General features: G+C 45.4%; 18 protein-coding genes and 1 riboswitch. Of the genes, 2 read left to right on the top strand and 16 right to left on the bottom strand.

Annotation, left to right across the window (positions count from 1 at the left end):
• Positions 1-38: 38 nt before the first annotated feature.
• From JK628_RS00660 to moaA, 12 genes are all read right to left on the bottom strand, one after another.
• Positions 39-1,295, bottom strand: coding sequence for a sensor histidine kinase (locus JK628_RS00660; RefSeq protein WP_202289656.1), 1,257 nt, complete (start codon positions 1,293-1,295; stop codon positions 39-41).
• A gap of 49 nt (positions 1,296-1,344) precedes the next feature.
• A complete protein-coding gene (locus tag JK628_RS00655) occupies positions 1,345-2,022 on the bottom strand; it encodes a response regulator transcription factor (protein ID WP_202287371.1) in 678 nt (225 codons plus the stop codon).
• A 3-nt stretch (positions 2,023-2,025) separates the two neighbouring features.
• The gene (locus JK628_RS00650; RefSeq protein WP_202287370.1) at positions 2,026-2,547 is read right to left on the bottom strand and encodes a PepSY domain-containing protein; all 522 of its coding nucleotides are present in this window, start codon (positions 2,545-2,547) and stop codon (positions 2,026-2,028) included.
• 43 nt (positions 2,548-2,590) lie between these two features.
• Positions 2,591-2,941, bottom strand: coding sequence for a NirD/YgiW/YdeI family stress tolerance protein (locus tag JK628_RS00645; protein ID WP_202287369.1), 351 nt, complete (start codon positions 2,939-2,941; stop codon positions 2,591-2,593).
• 96 nt (positions 2,942-3,037) lie between these two features.
• On the bottom strand, positions 3,038-4,168 hold the full coding sequence (locus tag JK628_RS00640) for an ABC transporter ATP-binding protein (protein ID WP_202287368.1): 1,131 nt from the start codon (positions 4,166-4,168) through the stop codon (positions 3,038-3,040).
• Complete coding sequence (modB, locus tag JK628_RS00635; RefSeq protein WP_202287367.1) at positions 4,149-4,829, bottom strand: molybdate ABC transporter permease subunit; 681 nt, start codon at positions 4,827-4,829, stop codon at positions 4,149-4,151. Before modB ends, JK628_RS00640 begins: the two co-directional genes overlap by 20 nt.
• Positions 4,829-5,608, bottom strand: a complete 780-nt coding sequence (gene modA, locus JK628_RS00630; protein ID WP_202287366.1) for a molybdate ABC transporter substrate-binding protein — start codon at positions 5,606-5,608, stop codon at positions 4,829-4,831. The genes modB and modA overlap by 1 nt, the downstream gene beginning before the upstream one ends.
• Positions 5,609-5,647: 39 nt before the next feature.
• Positions 5,648-6,097, bottom strand: a complete 450-nt coding sequence (moaE, locus tag JK628_RS00625) for a molybdopterin synthase catalytic subunit MoaE (protein ID WP_202287365.1) — start codon at positions 6,095-6,097, stop codon at positions 5,648-5,650.
• A gap of 1 nt (position 6,098) precedes the next feature.
• A complete protein-coding gene (moaD, locus tag JK628_RS00620) occupies positions 6,099-6,350 on the bottom strand; it encodes a molybdopterin synthase sulfur carrier subunit (RefSeq protein ID WP_202287364.1) in 252 nt (83 codons plus the stop codon).
• 6 nt (positions 6,351-6,356) lie between these two features.
• On the bottom strand, positions 6,357-6,788 hold the full coding sequence (gene moaC, locus JK628_RS00615) for a cyclic pyranopterin monophosphate synthase MoaC (RefSeq protein WP_443020003.1): 432 nt from the start codon (positions 6,786-6,788) through the stop codon (positions 6,357-6,359).
• Between the two features lie 145 nt (positions 6,789-6,933).
• Entirely contained in the window at positions 6,934-7,458 is a 525-nt protein-coding gene (moaB, locus tag JK628_RS00610) for a molybdenum cofactor biosynthesis protein B (protein WP_202287362.1), read from the bottom strand.
• Between the two features lie 83 nt (positions 7,459-7,541).
• Positions 7,542-8,522: a GTP 3',8-cyclase MoaA gene (gene moaA / locus JK628_RS00605; RefSeq protein WP_202287361.1), complete on the bottom strand. Its 981-nt coding sequence runs from the start codon at positions 8,520-8,522 to the stop codon at positions 7,542-7,544.
• Positions 8,510-8,646, bottom strand: a riboswitch (molybdenum cofactor riboswitch). It overlaps the preceding gene by 13 nt.
• A 253-nt stretch (positions 8,647-8,899) precedes the next feature.
• Here moaA and JK628_RS00600 point away from each other — a divergent pair.
• Both JK628_RS00600 and JK628_RS00595 read left to right on the top strand, forming a co-directional pair.
• Complete coding sequence (locus tag JK628_RS00600) at positions 8,900-10,549, top strand: electron transfer flavoprotein-ubiquinone oxidoreductase (RefSeq protein WP_202289655.1); 1,650 nt, start codon at positions 8,900-8,902, stop codon at positions 10,547-10,549.
• A 327-nt stretch (positions 10,550-10,876) separates the two neighbouring features.
• Positions 10,877-12,793: a methyl-accepting chemotaxis protein gene (locus tag JK628_RS00595; protein ID WP_202287360.1), complete on the top strand. Its 1,917-nt coding sequence runs from the start codon at positions 10,877-10,879 to the stop codon at positions 12,791-12,793.
• Positions 12,794-12,851: 58 nt separating this feature from the next.
• Here the strand turns inward: JK628_RS00595 and JK628_RS00590 are convergent, their stop codons facing one another.
• The 4 genes from JK628_RS00590 to JK628_RS00575 all read right to left on the bottom strand — a co-directional run bounded on the left by JK628_RS00590 (position 12,852) and on the right by JK628_RS00575 (position 16,599).
• Positions 12,852-13,178, bottom strand: coding sequence for a DUF4870 domain-containing protein (locus JK628_RS00590; RefSeq protein ID WP_202289654.1), 327 nt, complete (start codon positions 13,176-13,178; stop codon positions 12,852-12,854).
• Positions 13,179-13,242: 64 nt separating this feature from the next.
• Positions 13,243-13,941, bottom strand: a complete 699-nt coding sequence (locus tag JK628_RS00585; protein WP_202287359.1) for an MOSC domain-containing protein — start codon at positions 13,939-13,941, stop codon at positions 13,243-13,245.
• A gap of 97 nt (positions 13,942-14,038) precedes the next feature.
• Complete coding sequence (locus JK628_RS00580) at positions 14,039-15,496, bottom strand: sensor domain-containing diguanylate cyclase (protein ID WP_202287358.1); 1,458 nt, start codon at positions 15,494-15,496, stop codon at positions 14,039-14,041.
• A 239-nt stretch (positions 15,497-15,735) separates the two neighbouring features.
• On the bottom strand, positions 15,736-16,599 hold the full coding sequence (locus JK628_RS00575; protein WP_202287357.1) for a PfkB family carbohydrate kinase: 864 nt from the start codon (positions 16,597-16,599) through the stop codon (positions 15,736-15,738).
• Between the last annotated feature and the right edge of the window lie 174 nt (positions 16,600-16,773).

Raw genomic sequence — 16,773 nt, 5'->3', positions numbered from 1 at the left:
ACAGATAGAATCGGTTTAACAACCAAGATGAACGGGTATCAAAAAGTAATCTGTACTTTAAGCCCAGGTTGGTTATCCATTAAGGCGATTTTAGCATTATGGCGCGACAGAATCGCCTTAACCATAGATAAACCTAAACCGGTGCCTTTGTGGTGCCTGCTTGGATCTAAGCGAACTAAACGCTCAAACACTTTATCACGCGAGCCCGCGGGGATCCCTGGGCCATTATCTTGAATAGAAATAACATTGCGGTTTTGCGAGATAATGATATTTGCACCTTCACCTGAGTATTTAATCGCATTGTCGACCAAATTAAACAGTGCTTGGAAGAGCAGATATTTATCACCACTAACATTAAACTCTTCACCGGTCATTAATCTAAGTGATTGGCCATTATATTCAGCCATAGCCTCTGCCATCTCGAATAGGTCTCGGCTAATGGTTTGTAAGCTTAGCGACTGTAACTCTAATGTTTGCTGACCCTCTTCAATACGCGTTAACGACAGCATGGCGTCGAATGTAGCCAAGCAGTGATCAAGCTCTTCAGTGATGATGGCGCAACTCTCGGCCAACTCCTCTTCAGGCTTATCCGGCAACTGCTCTAAGCCAATCCGCAAATGAGATAGCGGCGTACGTAGGTCATGGGCGATGTTGTCTGTTACACCGCGAACAGCGGCAAGATTCTTCTCTAAGGTGTCCAACACCCGATTAAATTGTTGTGCCAGCATATCGAACTCATCTTGCCGCCAACTGACGGGTAATCGAGTCGAATATTGCCCTTGTTCAATCTGCTCACTCAGCCGATTATATTGCACTAGGCGGCGTAAAATAGCCTTAGAAAACAGGTAACCCAGCGCTAGTGTTAATACAACCGTTAACATTAAAGCGGTAATCGCCGCGTTGGTAAATTTGTCGATGAGCGTGCCCAATTGATCCACTCGAGTGGCAATCAATACAGGGCCATAACGCGTCATTACCATGCCGCCGGTAAGAATGTGCAACTTATCGGGTCCACCGGTAAAGACCGGAAACTCCCGTTTATCGGGCAACATTGGCATATCTTGGGGGATCATGCTCAATGAACCGATAAGATCGAAGGAGTTACGCCATACGATTAAGGCGACTTTAGGATCGGCGCTGCGGACTTGAGTGGCAAAGCTGCGCCTATCAAGCGTGAGTGCCATCTGTTGGTAGCGGGTTTTCTCGGCATCTAGATGTTGATCGAGCTGATACTCTTGCTCATTAATCAACTGACGATACATACCTAAAAGCAAGGTGCCGATAATCACCGTCACCAATGCCGAGAAAATAATCGTAATGCGCCAGGCACTACTTTGGTATGGCTTAATGCCCTTGGCGTAGGCGATAACCAGCCCCTCGGACAGTCTCAATCAACTCACCATGGCCTAGCTCTTCAAATTTACGTCTCAGCTTAGCAATATGTACGTCAATAACATTGGTGCGTGGATCGAAGTGATAATCCCATACTGCTTCAAATAACAGCGTGCGGCTGATCACTTGATTCTCATGCTCCATAAGGTACTTCAGTAACTGAAACTCTTTAGGCTGCAGTAAGATCTCTTGTCCATCCAAGGTGACTTTTCGAGTCAGCAGTTCAATAGCTAATGGGCCAACATTTAAGTCGGTCACCGTCGGCTGTGACTCACCGCGTTGCATCAGCTTCTCTGCGCGAACCAATAGTTCAGAGAACGCAAACGGCTTAGTCATATAATCGTCACCACCCGCACGCAGGCCTTTAACGCGTTCATCAACATGGCTCAATGCAGATAATATAAGTACCGGCGTTTGGCTGCCGGTCGCACGCAGTGCCGCTAATAGCTTAAGCCCATCGAGCTGGGGCAGCATGCGGTCTAAAAGGATCAGGTCATACTTCATGCTAGTCGCTAGCAATAACCCTTGGTGGCCGTCGGTGGCCGTTTCAATATTGTGCCCCTGCTCAATAAATCCTTTTACAACGTATTCGATGGTAGTCGCATCATCTTCAACCATGAGTATTTTCATGCTTTAATCCCATTTGAGCAGTGGTAGTAATTGCTTATTTTCCATGTCGAAGGCTAGCTTTCGCTTACCATCAACATCTAAAAGTTCTAATTCGATATAGCTTATTCCAAGGTCATTATCGACCTCTGCTTTGACTAAATGTCCCGCGCTGTCTTTACAAACAATAGTTAACATTTCAGAAAAGGTTAACCCGCTTTGCTGCAGCATCATAATGCCTGCCAGCTCGTCTCTGTCGTCATTTTTCAAGCGCTCGATCTCACGCTGTTTCAGCGCGCCATCAATCGCACGGTATTCATATTCAATGATTGTTTTTGCTTGCGGATCGATCATTTTAAACTCATAAATGAGTTCTCCAGCATCTAAATTAGCCTCAAATTCAGAGATCACGCCTGGGTGCTGTTGCTCTAGCTTTTGCATCATCTCAATCGGCGACGGGTAATCTCCCGTCGACATCAGCGGATACAAACCTTGGCTTGCAAATGCACTACCTGATACTAATAACAAACCTACTAACCAGCGAGCCATGACTCCTCCGAATATAAAAAGCTAACTCAATTCTATCGCTACATTATTCAGCAACTAAGCGAATACTATCAATCTCTATCTCAATACCTTTCCACTCATCGTCGACTTGCCCAATGAGTGTAACTTTATTATCGCTTGTTACTTCAATATCTCTTATGAGTTTGTTATCGATTTCTACTTTTACTTCACCACTTTCATCACGAAACAGGTAATTTTCATCACCTAAACTTTGGACTAGGTAACCCGTTAACTCAACCGGCGTATCATCTTTGGCATTCATCGCGTCTGCTGCTGTATTGACATGGCTAGCAACGCCAGGGCCTGTATAAGCCGCCATTGCTGGCAAAGTGAGTACCGCAGATAGAATAATTGAACCGGTTAGCATTTTTGTCATCAGATAAACTCCGCATTTAGATTAGAAGTTCATACTATGCCAAGCCTCATAACGCTAAGGTGACGGAAAGATTAAACTTTGATCATACGTTGGAGCTTATGCTTGAGCCGCTGGTTCCGCTTGCTCCTCTAAGATATGGATTAACTCAGATTTAAGTGCCACCGTGGTTTCCCCCCCCTCAACCAGTCCCAGCTTTTGGGCTAGATGTAATGGCACTTCAGCATTAATTTTATGCTTCACTCCCACCACACTCGCTAGCACTCGAACCGTCTCACCCATCACTAACATCGAATCGATAGTGATATCGAGCTTATTAAAGCTGCGACACAAACGGCCTTTTTTTATCGAGTTAAACCTAACACCTTGATTGGGGATCACCCAGCGCACTTTGGTGCCTATCTCTAAGCTGTCAAAATAAGTGCTGGCGATAAGGTGCTCACCAAACTTAAGCCAAGTGATCTGTCGATCATCTTCCTGCGCAATCACTTCGGCATCGAAAATATTTCGCAACCCCATCTGTTTGGCGACAGCTTCATTGCGCGGTCGGGTCAACACCTCTCGAGGACGGCCTTGCTGCAACATTCTTCCTTGGCTGATCAGAATCATGCTATCAGCCAATAGCAATGCTTCATTGAGGTCATGAGTGACCATAATCACCGGAATGGCTAACTGTTCTTTCAATCGCGCTAGCTCTAGATATAAGCGCTCACGGGTCTCTCTGTCAACTGCCGAAAAGGGTTCATCAAGCAGCAATACTGACGGCTCACGCGCTAACGCTCTTGCCAGTGCCACTCTCTGGCGCTGACCACCAGATAGGTGCGCAGGTAATCTGTCTGGTAACCCATGTAGATTGACGCGCTCTAGCCAGTCTTTAGCTCGCTCTGCACGTTCTGACTTTGGGATATGGTCTAATGCCGCGATCACATTCTCTAACGCGGTAAGATTGGGGAATAGGCCAAAGTGCTGTGGCACATAACCTAAATGCCGTTGCTGCGGGCTCAGTTGAATTGATTTTTCACCGCAATACCAACGGGTATCGCCATAGCTAATTTCACCCGATTGTGGCCTATTTAGGCCAGCGATCATCCGCAGCAGAGTGGATTTACCACCACCAGACGGCCCGACGACCGCCAATACCTCACCCGCCTTGCAGGTAAATTCCGCATCGATGCTGATATGTTCAGTTTGTCTAATTCGACAATATAGGTCAGCGACGACTTGAGACATGCTGACCTCCCACTCGTCGTGACAAACTGGTGGTCAACGCCAATACCGTAATCGCAAATAACAGCAGCACTAATGACATATTCCCCGCACTCGCAAAATCGAATGCCTGCACGCTGTCATAAATAGAGATGGCAATGGTTTTTGTTTCACCGGCGATATTGCCGCCCATCATTAACACTACGCCAAACTCGCCCAATACATGGGAAAAGACCAGCACCATTGCCGTTAATACACCTGGCCACACCATAGGCAACTCAATTTTAAATAGCGCTTTAGTGCGGCTCATGCCACAACAAGCTGCTGCGTCACGCACATCTTCAGGTACAGCTTCAAAAGCACGCTGAATAGGCTGGATAGCAAAGGGAATATTGACCAAGATAGAGGCGACCACCAGCCCTGAGAAATTAAACACTAGTTGATGCCCCAGCAACTGCTCTAGCATCTGCCCTAGCCAAGACTCACTGCCCAACCCCACTAATAAGTAATAACCAATCACGGTCGGTGGCAGCACTAAAGGCACCATGACCAACGCCTCGACCCAGGACTTACCGCGAAATTGACGATAAGCCAAGAAACGTCCGGCTAGAATGGCCATTGGCACCAAAATAACGACGGTCACCGTGCTCAGTTTAATTGATAGCCAAAGTGCTTGCCAATCCATTAGTTAACCGCTTTGCCGAAACCATACTCAGCAAAGATATGCTGCGCTTTGTCGGTTTGAATGTAGTGATAAAATTCATTAGCAGTTTGCTTGGCTTTTAGGGTCAATACCATTCGTTGCTTCAATGGGGAATAAAGCGATTGTGGGATAACCACATAATTTGCACGGCGCTTAAAACGCTCTGCCGATGCGAGCGATAATGCAATTAATCCGCCTTGGGTTGAGCCGCTCAGTGCAAATTGTGCCGCTTGCGATACATTCTCGCCAAAAATAAGCTGTGGTTGGATCGTTTGCCACAATCCTAGGTGCTGCAATACCTCTTTCGCACGCTCTCCGTAAGGAGCATGCTCTGGATTTGCAATGGCGAAACGCTTTAGTTTTTGGGCATCGATGAGCTGCTTTAGTCCGTCGAGGTTTTCATCTAATGCTAGCGGGGAAGTCTTAGGGGCTGCCAGCGCCAGCTTTCCGACGGCGTAAACAGTCCCTTTACCTTGAGTCTGGCCAGCGCTTGTCAGTTGATTGGTGTAGCGCTCGTCAGCTGAGAGAAAAAGCTCAAACGGTGCACCATGCTTTATTTGGGCAACAAAATTGCCTGACGACCCATAGGTGATCCGTACTTTACGGCCAGTATCTTGTTGGAACTGCTCTGCCACATCATCTAATGCAAACTTAATACTCGATGCCGCCGCTATGGCTGGCACATCTTCGGTCGCTACAGCCGCTTTGCTTAGTAGCAACAACGACATTAACGCCGACAGCAAGACCACGCTCAGCTTCATCAAGCAACTCCCTCGTAAGTTAGGTTAGATCAAATACGACTACTTTTTATTCCACACATTTGCAGCTTGTTCATCTGAATCACGCGCTTCAACCCAACTAGCACCCTCTTCACCCGCTTCAAGCTTCCAAAAAGGAGCCTTGGTCTTTAAAAAGTCGATTAAAAACTCACAGGCAGCAAAGGCCGCTTTTCGATGCGCGCTAGTCACACCAATAAATACAATCTGCTCACCTAAAGCCATCCGACCAACACGATGAATAATGGTTACCTGGTTAAGCGGCCAGCGCTCACGCGCCTCGGCTTCGATTTGATTCAAAACCGCTTCGGTCATACCTGGATAATGCTCAAGGGTCAGGTCGGTAACCGCGCTGCCATCATTGAAGTCACGTACCTTACCAACAAAAGTGACCACAGCGCCATCACCATTATCTTGGCTAATTAGCTGATACTCTTCTGGAACACTAAAATCTGCAGTTTGTACGCGGATCATCTTAGCCTCCAGTCACTGGTGGGAAAAAGGCAACCTCATCACCATCTTCGATAACGGTATCCCACTGGCTAATGGTTTGATTAACCGCCACCAATAGTTTGTCTGAGGTCATAATTTTGCCCCATTTTTCATCTGTGGCGGCTAAGGTTGCTCGTAAACCTTCCGCTGTTTGGGTATTTTCGTCGGCAGCAACTTTAATACTTGCGGTACCGAGTAACTCTCTAACTTGTGCAAAAAATAGTACGTTTATCATCTCTTTCTATACCTTAAAGTGACCTGATTTACCGCCACGCTTCTCAAGTAAACGTACTTGAGAAATCACCATATCTTTTTGTACTGCTTTACACATATCGTAAATGGTTAGCGCGGCTGTTGATGCCGCAGTTAACGCTTCCATTTCAACCCCGGTTTTACCTGATAGCTTACACAAGCTGCGGATCCAAACTCGGTTATGCTCAGGCTGCGCTTCGAGTTCAACTTCAACCTTAGTCAGCATCAATGGGTGACATAGTGGGATCAAATCAGAGGTTTTCTTTGCAGCTTGAATGCCCGCAATACGTGCAGTGGCAAATACATCGCCTTTATGATGGCTGCCGCTCATGATCATCTCCAGCGTTTCACTCGCCATCTCGATATAAGCTTCTGCTCTCGCTTCACGTTCTGTTACTGATTTGTCTGTAACATCAACCATGTGCGCGTTACCGTCTGCATTGATATGGGTAAAAGCATTTGTCATTAGGGTTAAACCTTCTTAATCAACATATTTATCAAAACACCGTATAGATAGCCCGCTAACCTTGCAATAGTTACCGTTAGCACAAAGCCTTATCTATAAATTAGTCTGTTACTTTCTTAATGTGCATCACAAAATTGCAAGGGCGATGGCTGGCATCCAGCTGCTCTTTGAGCAGTTTATTCCAACCTGTTTTACAAGCGCCCGTTGAGCCTGGCAGACAAAATATAGCGGTTTTATTGGCAATACCTCCGAGTGCCCGAGATTGCACAGTAGATGTGCCTAGCTCGGTATAGGTGATATGTCGAAATAGCTCACCAAAGCCTTCGATATCGCGGTCAAACAGTGGTTTAACAGCCTCGGGGGTATTGTCTCTTTCAGTAAAGCCGGTGCCGCCAGTGGTGATAATCACTTGCACGTTACCTGAGGCAACCCATTGTGAGATGACTGAACGGATCTGGTATTTGTCATCTGTAATTATCTGACGTTCGGCCAAATGATGCCCAGCTTCAAGCAGTGCAGTTTCTAAAAACTGACCAGAGGTGTCGTTTTCGATACTCCGAGTGTCAGATAGGGTTAATACGGCAATATTAAGTGGCAAAAATTGGCTCTGAGTACAATGTCCCATAACGGTCTCTTTATTTAACTAATTTAGTCAATGCGGCGATTATAGCGAGGATCTGACGCAATAGGTTTGCGTCAGATCAGAATTTAGCCACCGATAGAAGCAAGATGCTGCGTCACGCCAGTGATACCGTCATGCAGAAAATGTGTCTCTTTTTTCTGCGCTAACTGCCCATGCAAACGCTCAATAAGCTCAGCTTGTTGATCCTGTGTTTGCAGCAAGTCACGCAAGTCGACGCCATTTTCAGTGAACAAACACAGGTGCAACTTACCTTTAGCTGATACCCGCAGGCGATTACAGCTAGCACAAAAATTCTTAGCATACGGCATGATTAGACCAATGCGGCCTTGGTAATCTTGATGGCTAAAATTCTGTGCAGGACCATCGTCGGCAGCAGGTATATCAAACTGCCAACCCTCTTGTTGCAATTGAGTCTTGATATTGGCGCCAGCTAAGTGATGGGCTTTAAAATAATCTTGGCCCATACCCGTTTCCATCAGCTCAATAAAACGCAAATCAATAGGCGTACTTTTGATCCAATGCAGGAAGCGTGGCAAGTCTTTATCATTTAAGCCTTTAAGCAATACTGCGTTGATTTTTACCCGTTCAAAGCCCGCCTCAAGCGCAGCATCGACCCCACGCATGACTTCATCAAATTTGTTTTCACCGGTAATTTGATAAAACATTTTCGGGTCGAGACTGTCGACTGAGATATTGATGCGTCTTAGCCCTGCGTCATACCACTCTTGGGCATGTGCCGCTAAGCGATAACCATTAGTGGTAGTGGCAATAGTATTGATTTTTTCGTTATCTTTAACGATACGAATAATATCGGTGAAATCTTTACGCAAGGAGGGCTCACCGCCGGTGATGCGAATTTTCTGCGTGCCGACTTCAGAGAACGCAGATACTAGATGCTCTATCTCATTGAGATCTAAAAACTTAGGTTTACCGTCAGGACGATAACCATCGGGGAGGCAATAAGTGCATTTAAAGTTACATACGTCAGTCACTGACATACGCAGATAATGAAACCGTCGACCAAAATTGTCTTGTAGTTGGGACATGATCACCTTTCCAAGTAAGGGGAGGTGAGATCATTTCTTTTCTCACCCCGGTGGCGTTATTGCCACGGCTAAAAACCCGTATCTGTCTCGACGTAGGATTAGAAGCTCGGAGAACCGTCAGCCTTGATTATAGGCGTATTTTGGGCGCAAACCATAGTCTCATCAGCGTAATTAGTGCTTAACAGCAGCATATGTGGAATATATGTGACAGCCATCACTCAAAAAAATGCTTAAAATAGCTGCAACTGTACAGTTTAAACTCTGTGCCGTAGCCCTATTTTCAGGTAAGGTGAAGCTAGACATTAAAACACCCGTTTATAGTGAGCGAGATTTTGCCCACTGTATGTTATCGGGGGAAAATGAAAGAAGGTGAACTGATGGAACGCGAATCGATGGAATTCGATGTTGTAATCGTGGGTGCGGGGCCCTCAGGATTAGCAGCAGCTTGTCGTTTAATGCAAATATCCAAGGACAGTGGTCAAGAGCTCACTGTCTGTGTCGTAGAGAAAGGTTCTGAAGTTGGAGCCCACATACTCTCTGGAGCTGTTTTTGAAGCAAAAGTTTTAAGCGAGCTTTTTGATAACTGGAAAGACTCCGGCGCACCGCTACACACAGCGGTAACCAGTGATGAGATCCATATGCTGAGCTCAGCAACAGATGCCCGCGCAATGCCTAATTCCTTGGTGCCTAAAACCATGCACAACGAAGGCAATTACATTATCAGTGTCGGCAATCTGTGCCGCTGGTTAGCAGAGCGTGCCGAAGAATTAGGTGTCGAGGTATTTCCTGGCTTCCCTGCAAGCGAACTGCTTTTCAATGCAGACGACAGTGTGAAAGGGATCCAGATAGGCGACATGGGTGTTGGCGAAGATGGCCAACCGAAAGATGGCTATGAACCAGGTATGGAACTTCACGCTAAATACACGGTATTTGGTGAAGGCTGCCGCGGCCATTTAGGCAAGCAGCTTATTGAAAAGTACCAACTGGATAACGGTAAGACCCCCCAGCATTATGGCCTTGGTTTTAAAGAGATCTGGACCGTTCCAAGCGAACAACATGAGCTCGGTAAAGTGGTACATACCGGGGGCTGGCCTCTGACTGAAGGCGCATCGGGTGGTGGCTTCATGTATCACTTCGAAAACAACCAAGTCGCCGTTGGCTTGATTGTGGATCTTAACTATAAGAACCCGCACTTAAGCCCGTTTGATGAATTCCAGCGCTATAAAACCCATCCTGTTATTGCTAAAACGCTGACTGGCGGAGAACGTATATCTTACGGTGCGCGTGCGATCACCAAAGGTGGCCTGAACTCATTACCAAAACTCACCTTCCCAGGTGGAATGATTATTGGTTGTGATGCGGGTACCTTAAATTTTGCCAAAATTAAGGGCACACATACTGCGATGAAGAGCGGTATGTTGGCAGCAGAAACCCTTGCACAAGCAATGTTAGCAGGTGTTGACGCAGGCAAAGATCTCAACTGTCTACAACAACGATTTGATGAGAGCTGGCTAAAAGAGGAACTTTATTGTTCGCGTAACTTTGGCCCAGCTATGCACAAATTTGGTACGTATCTTGGCGGTGCATTTAACTTTGTTGACCAGAATTGGTTCGGCGGTAAGTTTCCTGTCACCTTGAGAGACGATAAACCAGATTATGCCCAGATGGCTGAATCAAGTGCTTACAGCAAAATCGATTACCCTAAACCAGATGGTAAACTTAGCTTCGATAAACTGTCGTCAGTTTATTTGTCGAATACTTTCCATGAGGAAGATCAGCTGTGCCATCTGCGTTTAAAGGATGCTCGCATTCCAATCGATTTCAACTTGGTTAAATTTGATGAACCTGCACAACGATATTGCCCAGCGGGGGTATATGAAGTTATTGAAGAAGCGGGCGAACACAAGTTTGTGATTAACAGCCAAAACTGTATTCACTGTAAAACGTGCGACATCAAAGATCCAAGCCAGAATATCACTTGGGTAACACCTGAAGGTGGCGGCGGTCCTAACTATCCAAACATGTAAGAGCTATTGAAATTCAACTGATAAAATGTAACGTCTTAGTGAATTTATATCAGTAAAGATTGCAATCTATTAAGTAAATGCACACCAAAAGGTGTGCATTTTTAGTTGCGCCAATAACAAAAAATAGACATAATCCGCCGCGCTAATATAAGACTAATAATTTAACACTGAAATTCAAATACCTGCCTTTATCCCTACACGTTACAAAATAGATCTATCTTCACAAAGCTAAACCTCTAAAGCGGTTTTGCTAGCGCTGTGACGATTCTGCTGTCAATCAACTACTTTCAGCCTCAGATAATGGCTGTATTAGGCAATCTAATTTTTATGAAATTGAATATGCTCACCATCAAACAGAAAATACTACTGACTGTCACACTGACTGTTTTGCTCTCCACCTCCCTAGTTGGCATGCTTAGCCAGCAAAGTGCCAAACAGGTGGTAGAACAACGAATGTTGACCTCGGAGATGCCCAATATGTTGGCGCAAATTCGTAATAAGGTTGAGCTCAACATATCAACTTTAATGAATGCAGCGCAGCAACTGGCCAACAATAAATTGTTGCTGCAATGGCTTGCAGAGGATCGTCCAGCAGCAGGTGAACCCCTGCTGACAAGCCAACTTAATGCTATTTCTCAGCAATACGATTTAGCACAAGCCTCTTTTGCAGACAGAGAAAGCGCCGCTTACTACACTCAAGATGGTTTTCTGCGGATACTCAATCCAGCTCAAGATGGTTGGTTCTTCGATTACAAGAACAGTGGCCAAGAGACCATGCTCAATGTTTTCACTGAAGACAATGGCGATGTGAAGCTCTTTATCAACTATCAACAACCTAACGGTCGAGGCTTAGTCGGTTTAGGAAAATCTCTCGATGACATGGTGCAGTTACTACGTTCATTTAAAATTGAGCAAACTGGGTTTGTCTATTTGGTCGACAGCAAGGGCCAAGTCAAACTGCACCAAGATAGTACTCAAATAGGTAAAGCAGATCTAAACAACCTATATCGTGGCACCGACACTTCGAGCCTAATGCGCCACACTGATTTCAACTTACTGAAAACAGATATCGATGGCCAGCCAATGCTCATTGCTAGCAGCTATATACCCTCAATGGATTGGTACTTAGTTGCCCAAGTACCTGAAAGTGAGATTTTCTCCTTACTCGAAGATTCAGCCTATAAGATCCTCATTTGGACAGCTGTTATTGCTGCTATTTTTATTGCGCTATCAAGCTTCGTCGCCAGTTCAGTTAGCCGTCCCATTGCCAAAGTAGCTGCAATGTTGACCGACATTGGTGAAGGTGAAGGTGATCTACGGCAACGACTACCGGTTGAAGGAAATGACGAATTAGCGCAGTTGGCAAAGGGCTTTAATAGCTTTAATAGCAAAATCCAAGCCTCGGTAATTGAAGTTGCACAGACCAGTAAGCAACTCGGTTGCTCTGCCATCGATGTCTCTCACCAAGCGCAGCGCATATTGGAAGACAGTCAGCAGCAAAAAGATCAGACCCTGATGGTTGTCACTGCCATTAATGAAATGGGCGCCACCGTTAATGAGATTGCCAGCAATGCTGCACAAGCCGCTGATACCGCAAGGGCCGCAGATACCGATTCGAGCACCGGCCAAGTTGTTGTCACTCGAGCACGCGAAACCATTAGTCAGCTTTCTAATGATGTCGAGCAAGTCGGTGAGGTCATTGAGTCACTAGCCACTCACACTAAATCTATCGAAAGTATTCTCGATGTCATTCGCGCAGTGTCAGAGCAGACAAACTTACTCGCCCTCAATGCTGCCATTGAAGCCGCTAGAGCAGGTGAAGCGGGTCGTGGATTCGCAGTAGTTGCCGATGAAGTTCGCAATCTTGCATCACGTACTGCCACCTCAACCAATGAGGTACAAGTGATGATCGACAAACTGCAAACAGAAGCTAGCCGCGCAGTAGAGGCGATGGAAAAAAGCCGCTCACGCTCCATTGAAGGAGTTAATGCCGTTGATGAAGCGAGTCAGTCGCTAACAGGGATTAGTGAGCGTATTGGTTCAATCAGCGACATGAACATACAAGTTGCAGCAGCTACTGAAGAGCAGTCTACGGTGGTAGAAGATATTAATCGTAACGTCAGTGATATTAACGATATAACCCAACGCACAGCCGATACGGCTGAAGATGCAGCGAAAGCGAGTCAGTCATTGACTCAACTTGCCGACCGACTCGACTCATTAGTGGCTAACTTTAAAGTTTAACCAATAACGTTAATGGTGAGGATGTTGCCTATCGAGGTCACTCGATAGGCAATTAGGCTTAGCTGCGTGGCTTGATGAAATTAATCGACATTGGGTATTTATAGCTCTCGCCTTCGCTGGCTTTCATTGCCGCAATAATCGTAAGCACGATATCAACAACGGCTATAATACCCAGCAGAATGAACCCGACACCAATCAACATCAGTACCGCACTGATCATGGCGTAGATCGCCATACTGATTTTAAAGTTCAAGCAGTTGCGCCCGCAGCTATCAACAAATGGCAACTCATCACGCTTCATCAGCCACACGATTAATGGCCCTAAAATACTACCAAACGGGATCAAATAGCCTGAAAAACTGGCCAAATGCACCACGATCCCCATGTTCTTCTCATCTTGAGTCACAATTCCACTCCTTGAAATATTAATAAGATCAACAAACTAAAAACTATACTTGTTGTACCCCATATAAACGCATTTGCCAATCTTCAATGGCATTATTCGCGATGCGACGTTGTAAACTACCTACCCACGAAGCTGCAAGTCCCGGACAATCAGCTAGGCGCTGATACTGCTCGGCATCAAAATTGGGTAAAAAATAGATATGCATCGCTTCAGCAATACTAATATCAGAACAGCGCTCCACCAGCGTAATAGTGTCTGAGGCATATATCGTTCCCGAGTCGATGACTCGATAAAACCACCCACAGCGACCACTCTGTTGCATCGCTAACGCGAACTCATTATGACCAAACTGTAGGTTAAGTTTAAAACAGGGTGAACGAGGCTGAGTTATCTGCAACCGCACCTCACCTATTTGAATAATATCGCCAATATTCACTTGGGTTTCATCTAGCCCTACCGTACTAATGTTCTCGCCCATCGCCGGAGCATCTTTAAAGTCAGAGATCATATCCCAGCGGCGATATTGACCATAATGCTCGCGAGGAAAATGGTGTAATACGCGATCTAATCCACCATGATGCTTGGGATCTGCCTGACGATCACCTTCGACCATCTCTTGGGTAACAAGCAGCTGCTTACAACTATGCTTATGGTTAATACCACTTTGCACAGAGCCAAGTGTTGTAAGGTCATTACCGCGATATAAACCTGAAATTTGCTTAATGAGGATTTGCGCTAACATCAAAAAATTCTCTTTATTATGGTGTTTTTATCCTATCACTCGCCATTACAATAGCGATAGCCTAGTGTTATGAACTGCAGTTATTGGCATGTGGCAATTAATAGGATAAGACCACCCTATTACGCCCCAGCTCCTTTGCTTGATATAGTGCAACGTCAACTCGGTTAATCAACTCTTCAGGCTTTTCTGAGGCTCGGAACTCCGCAACCCCAGCGCTCACCGTGACCTGTATTTCATTGCCATTAACGCGAATAGCACGCGCTTCTATAGACTCTCGGATCCGCTCTGCTATGTCATGGCTACGGCTAAGATCAATATTAGGCAGTAGGATTAAAAACTCCTCCCCACCCCAACGACACAATAAGTCCTCATCACGAAGCTGAGACTTAACCATATTACTTACAGTCTGGATCACCAGATCACCCATGTTATGACCATATTTATCATTAACACGTTTGAAATAATCAATATCAAAAATCAATACCGACATGGGTGTACCGTCGAGCACTGAACGAGTCAGTGATTTGCCAAAATACTCTTCGAATGCTTGCCGATTAGCTGCACCAGTCAGTTTATCGGTCGACGCCATCAACTCCAGTTTTCGTTGGTATTTTCCCAAGGTCATATTGGCGATAAGTAAAATGGCTAGGGTCACAAATATACTCAGTCCTAAGTTAGCCCAGAAGGTGGTGAGTAACTTTTGCTTACCTAAGCTTTCATCTTGTTCCACGACTAAATACCACTTAAAGTCTGAGACTAAACGACTATTCAGATAAATCGTTCTCCCGTCTCTCCTATAGGAAAAAGACGTACTAGGGCTCGTTAGAATACGCGTGGCGAGCATCTCAAGTCCAGGAGTGGCTTGTAGAGTATCAGCACCGATAAAACCTTCGCTATGCAAGGTGACGTTGCCTTGTCTATCAGTAAAATAGACACTGCGGTTATATCGCGTTTGATAAAGCTCTATCATCTTCTTAACGCTTTCTACCGCTAGGCCAACGCCAGTAACACCGATGAAGTTACCGTCAAAATCAAACACCTTATAATTAACGTAAATTACGGTGCGATTACGATCCGCAGTGTCTTGATCAACGTTCACTTCATAACTTTCTGATTTGGGTAGCGAACGCACTCTGAAATACCAAGCATCATTTGCATCGATGTCATCGATCTTTTTTAGGACACCGCTTGAGTGGTAGTAGTTACGAGTCGCTTCTGACACGAAAAAACTGGTGACTGTGTCGTATTTCTCTTGGATCTCTTTAAGGTACCGTACTAGCTTCTCGGGCGTTTTTTCCTGATCCAGAGTCCAATCTCGCACAAAGGTATCCTGCGCCATCAACGATGAAATGAAGATGGGTTTTAGCAGATCATGCTGTATTTCTGAATAAATATTATCGCTGGTTAACGGTAAGGTATTTTCCTCGATCTGCTCACTTAATGAATCATGTGCAACTTGATAACTGATCCCACTGGTGACAACAAAAGCCGCTAGTAGCAAAACCGCTAGGATCCAAATAAACCGCTTTTTGTCATTCCACACTTTATGACCCATATACTACGCCCACTTCACAGCATTTAATCGAAACTGCTCGAACAAGCAGCATTTGTTAACCCAGTGTGAATATTAACCGAAAAGCGATCTACTCGCATTGATTATTAGTACTGGTGGAAAGTCGTTTTACTGAAGCAAAACAGCCCTGTAGGAGAACAGGGCAAAAAGAAGTTTAAAAATAGTTTAATTAACTAAGGAGAACTGCAACCCATGGGTAAAGCGACTCGATATTAATGCCGTTAAGATGATGATTTAGCTTGATGCCCTTCAGTTAAATACTCCCTCAACCCTTTTCCTGGTATTGAACTCTCACAGGCAACTGCGTAGCTTGACCAAGTCGAAGCCTCTTGCATAGACTGTATTATCGTTAAGTTATCGACTAGACCATTAATAAGCCCTGCAGCATAGGCATCACCTGCGCCGGTGGTATCAACTACGATACAGGGCATAGCCGCAACATTAACTTGCTCTGATTCACTGTATAGCGTGGCACCATTCTCACCATCAGTCACAATAAAGTATTGCAAACTGTCACCGGCAATTGATCGAGCAAATTGCCATGGCTGCTGCTCACAACGTCCATGCATATCACTTAACGACGCCAATAAAATATGACAAGGTCTAGCTCGCTCATCCTTAGCCAATTGGGCTACAACCCAGCAATGGTCAATCGCAGTCTTTGCCCAGCTAGCAGCTCCCTCCGATGACGAATTAATATATAAAGCATCAATCATGTCCCATTTAGGGGGAATGGGTAGCTCAAACGTTGGCCGCTCAGGACGTATAATGGTGCGCTCACCATCAGGAGTCATCATCAACAACATTTCGTTGGTAGGCCCTGCCCGACGTTGCACTAAACTGCAATTGATCCCTTGGGTACTCGCTTCAGCTAACAGCCAATCACCAACATCGTCACGGCCAACTTCAGTCACCAATGTGACTTGATGCCCAGACCAAACTAAGCCGATGCCGGTATTAGCTCCACCGCCCCCAAGCCGTTGGCCTCCGTCTTGGTAGTGAAATCGACCACCTGTTTTCAGTGGCTTATTAAGATTAAAAATACGATCACAGTTTAAATTAGCGACAAGTAAAATACTGGCCATAACAACCCGGTAAATAGAGTGCGATGCATTGATAGTAGGAGATTTGTATTAGTGCGCCAAGCCCTATGCATCAATCATTAGCTTTTATGGCTAAATCAATTGGTTTTTCGCTTTACTCTAGCTGTATAGACGGCTTAACGGTCACTTGCTGTAAGCAATATCTTAAGGCTCTGT

The organism is Shewanella sp. KX20019, assembly GCF_016757755.1.
In the GTDB taxonomy this organism is placed as follows: domain Bacteria; phylum Pseudomonadota; class Gammaproteobacteria; order Enterobacterales; family Shewanellaceae; genus Shewanella.
Note: the sequence above shows the minus strand (reverse complement) of the source record. Positions and strands in the feature narration are given on the sequence as shown.

Bases quoted from the DNA above. Each gene is read 5' to 3' on its own strand.
- JK628_RS00655 (WP_202287371.1), bottom strand. From the start codon at position 2,022: ATGAAAATACTCATGGTTGAAGATGATGCGACTACCATCGAATACGTT.
- JK628_RS00650 (WP_202287370.1), bottom strand. From the start codon at position 2,547: ATGGCTCGCTGGTTAGTAGGTTTGTTATTAGTATCAGGTAGTGCATTT.
- JK628_RS00645 (WP_202287369.1), bottom strand. From the start codon at position 2,941: ATGACAAAAATGCTAACCGGTTCAATTATTCTATCTGCGGTACTCACT.
- JK628_RS00640 (WP_202287368.1), bottom strand. From the start codon at position 4,168: ATGTCTCAAGTCGTCGCTGACCTATATTGTCGAATTAGACAAACTGAA.
- modB (WP_202287367.1), bottom strand. From the start codon at position 4,829: ATGGATTGGCAAGCACTTTGGCTATCAATTAAACTGAGCACGGTGACC.
- modA (WP_202287366.1), bottom strand. From the start codon at position 5,608: ATGAAGCTGAGCGTGGTCTTGCTGTCGGCGTTAATGTCGTTGTTGCTA.
- moaE (WP_202287365.1), bottom strand. From the start codon at position 6,097: ATGATCCGCGTACAAACTGCAGATTTTAGTGTTCCAGAAGAGTATCAG.
- moaD (WP_202287364.1), bottom strand. From the start codon at position 6,350: ATGATAAACGTACTATTTTTTGCACAAGTTAGAGAGTTACTCGGTACC.
- moaC (WP_443020003.1), bottom strand. From the start codon at position 6,788: ATGGTTGATGTTACAGACAAATCAGTAACAGAACGTGAAGCGAGAGCA.
- moaB (WP_202287362.1), bottom strand. From the start codon at position 7,458: ATGGGACATTGTACTCAGAGCCAATTTTTGCCACTTAATATTGCCGTA.
- moaA (WP_202287361.1), bottom strand. From the start codon at position 8,522: ATGTCCCAACTACAAGACAATTTTGGTCGACGGTTTCATTATCTGCGT.
- JK628_RS00600 (WP_202289655.1), top strand. From the start codon at position 8,900: ATGGAACGCGAATCGATGGAATTCGATGTTGTAATCGTGGGTGCGGGG.
- JK628_RS00595 (WP_202287360.1), top strand. From the start codon at position 10,877: ATGAAATTGAATATGCTCACCATCAAACAGAAAATACTACTGACTGTC.
- JK628_RS00590 (WP_202289654.1), bottom strand. From the start codon at position 13,178: ATGGGGATCGTGGTGCATTTGGCCAGTTTTTCAGGCTATTTGATCCCG.
- JK628_RS00585 (WP_202287359.1), bottom strand. From the start codon at position 13,941: ATGTTAGCGCAAATCCTCATTAAGCAAATTTCAGGTTTATATCGCGGT.
- JK628_RS00580 (WP_202287358.1), bottom strand. From the start codon at position 15,496: ATGGGTCATAAAGTGTGGAATGACAAAAAGCGGTTTATTTGGATCCTA.
- JK628_RS00575 (WP_202287357.1), bottom strand. From the start codon at position 16,599: ATGGCCAGTATTTTACTTGTCGCTAATTTAAACTGTGATCGTATTTTT.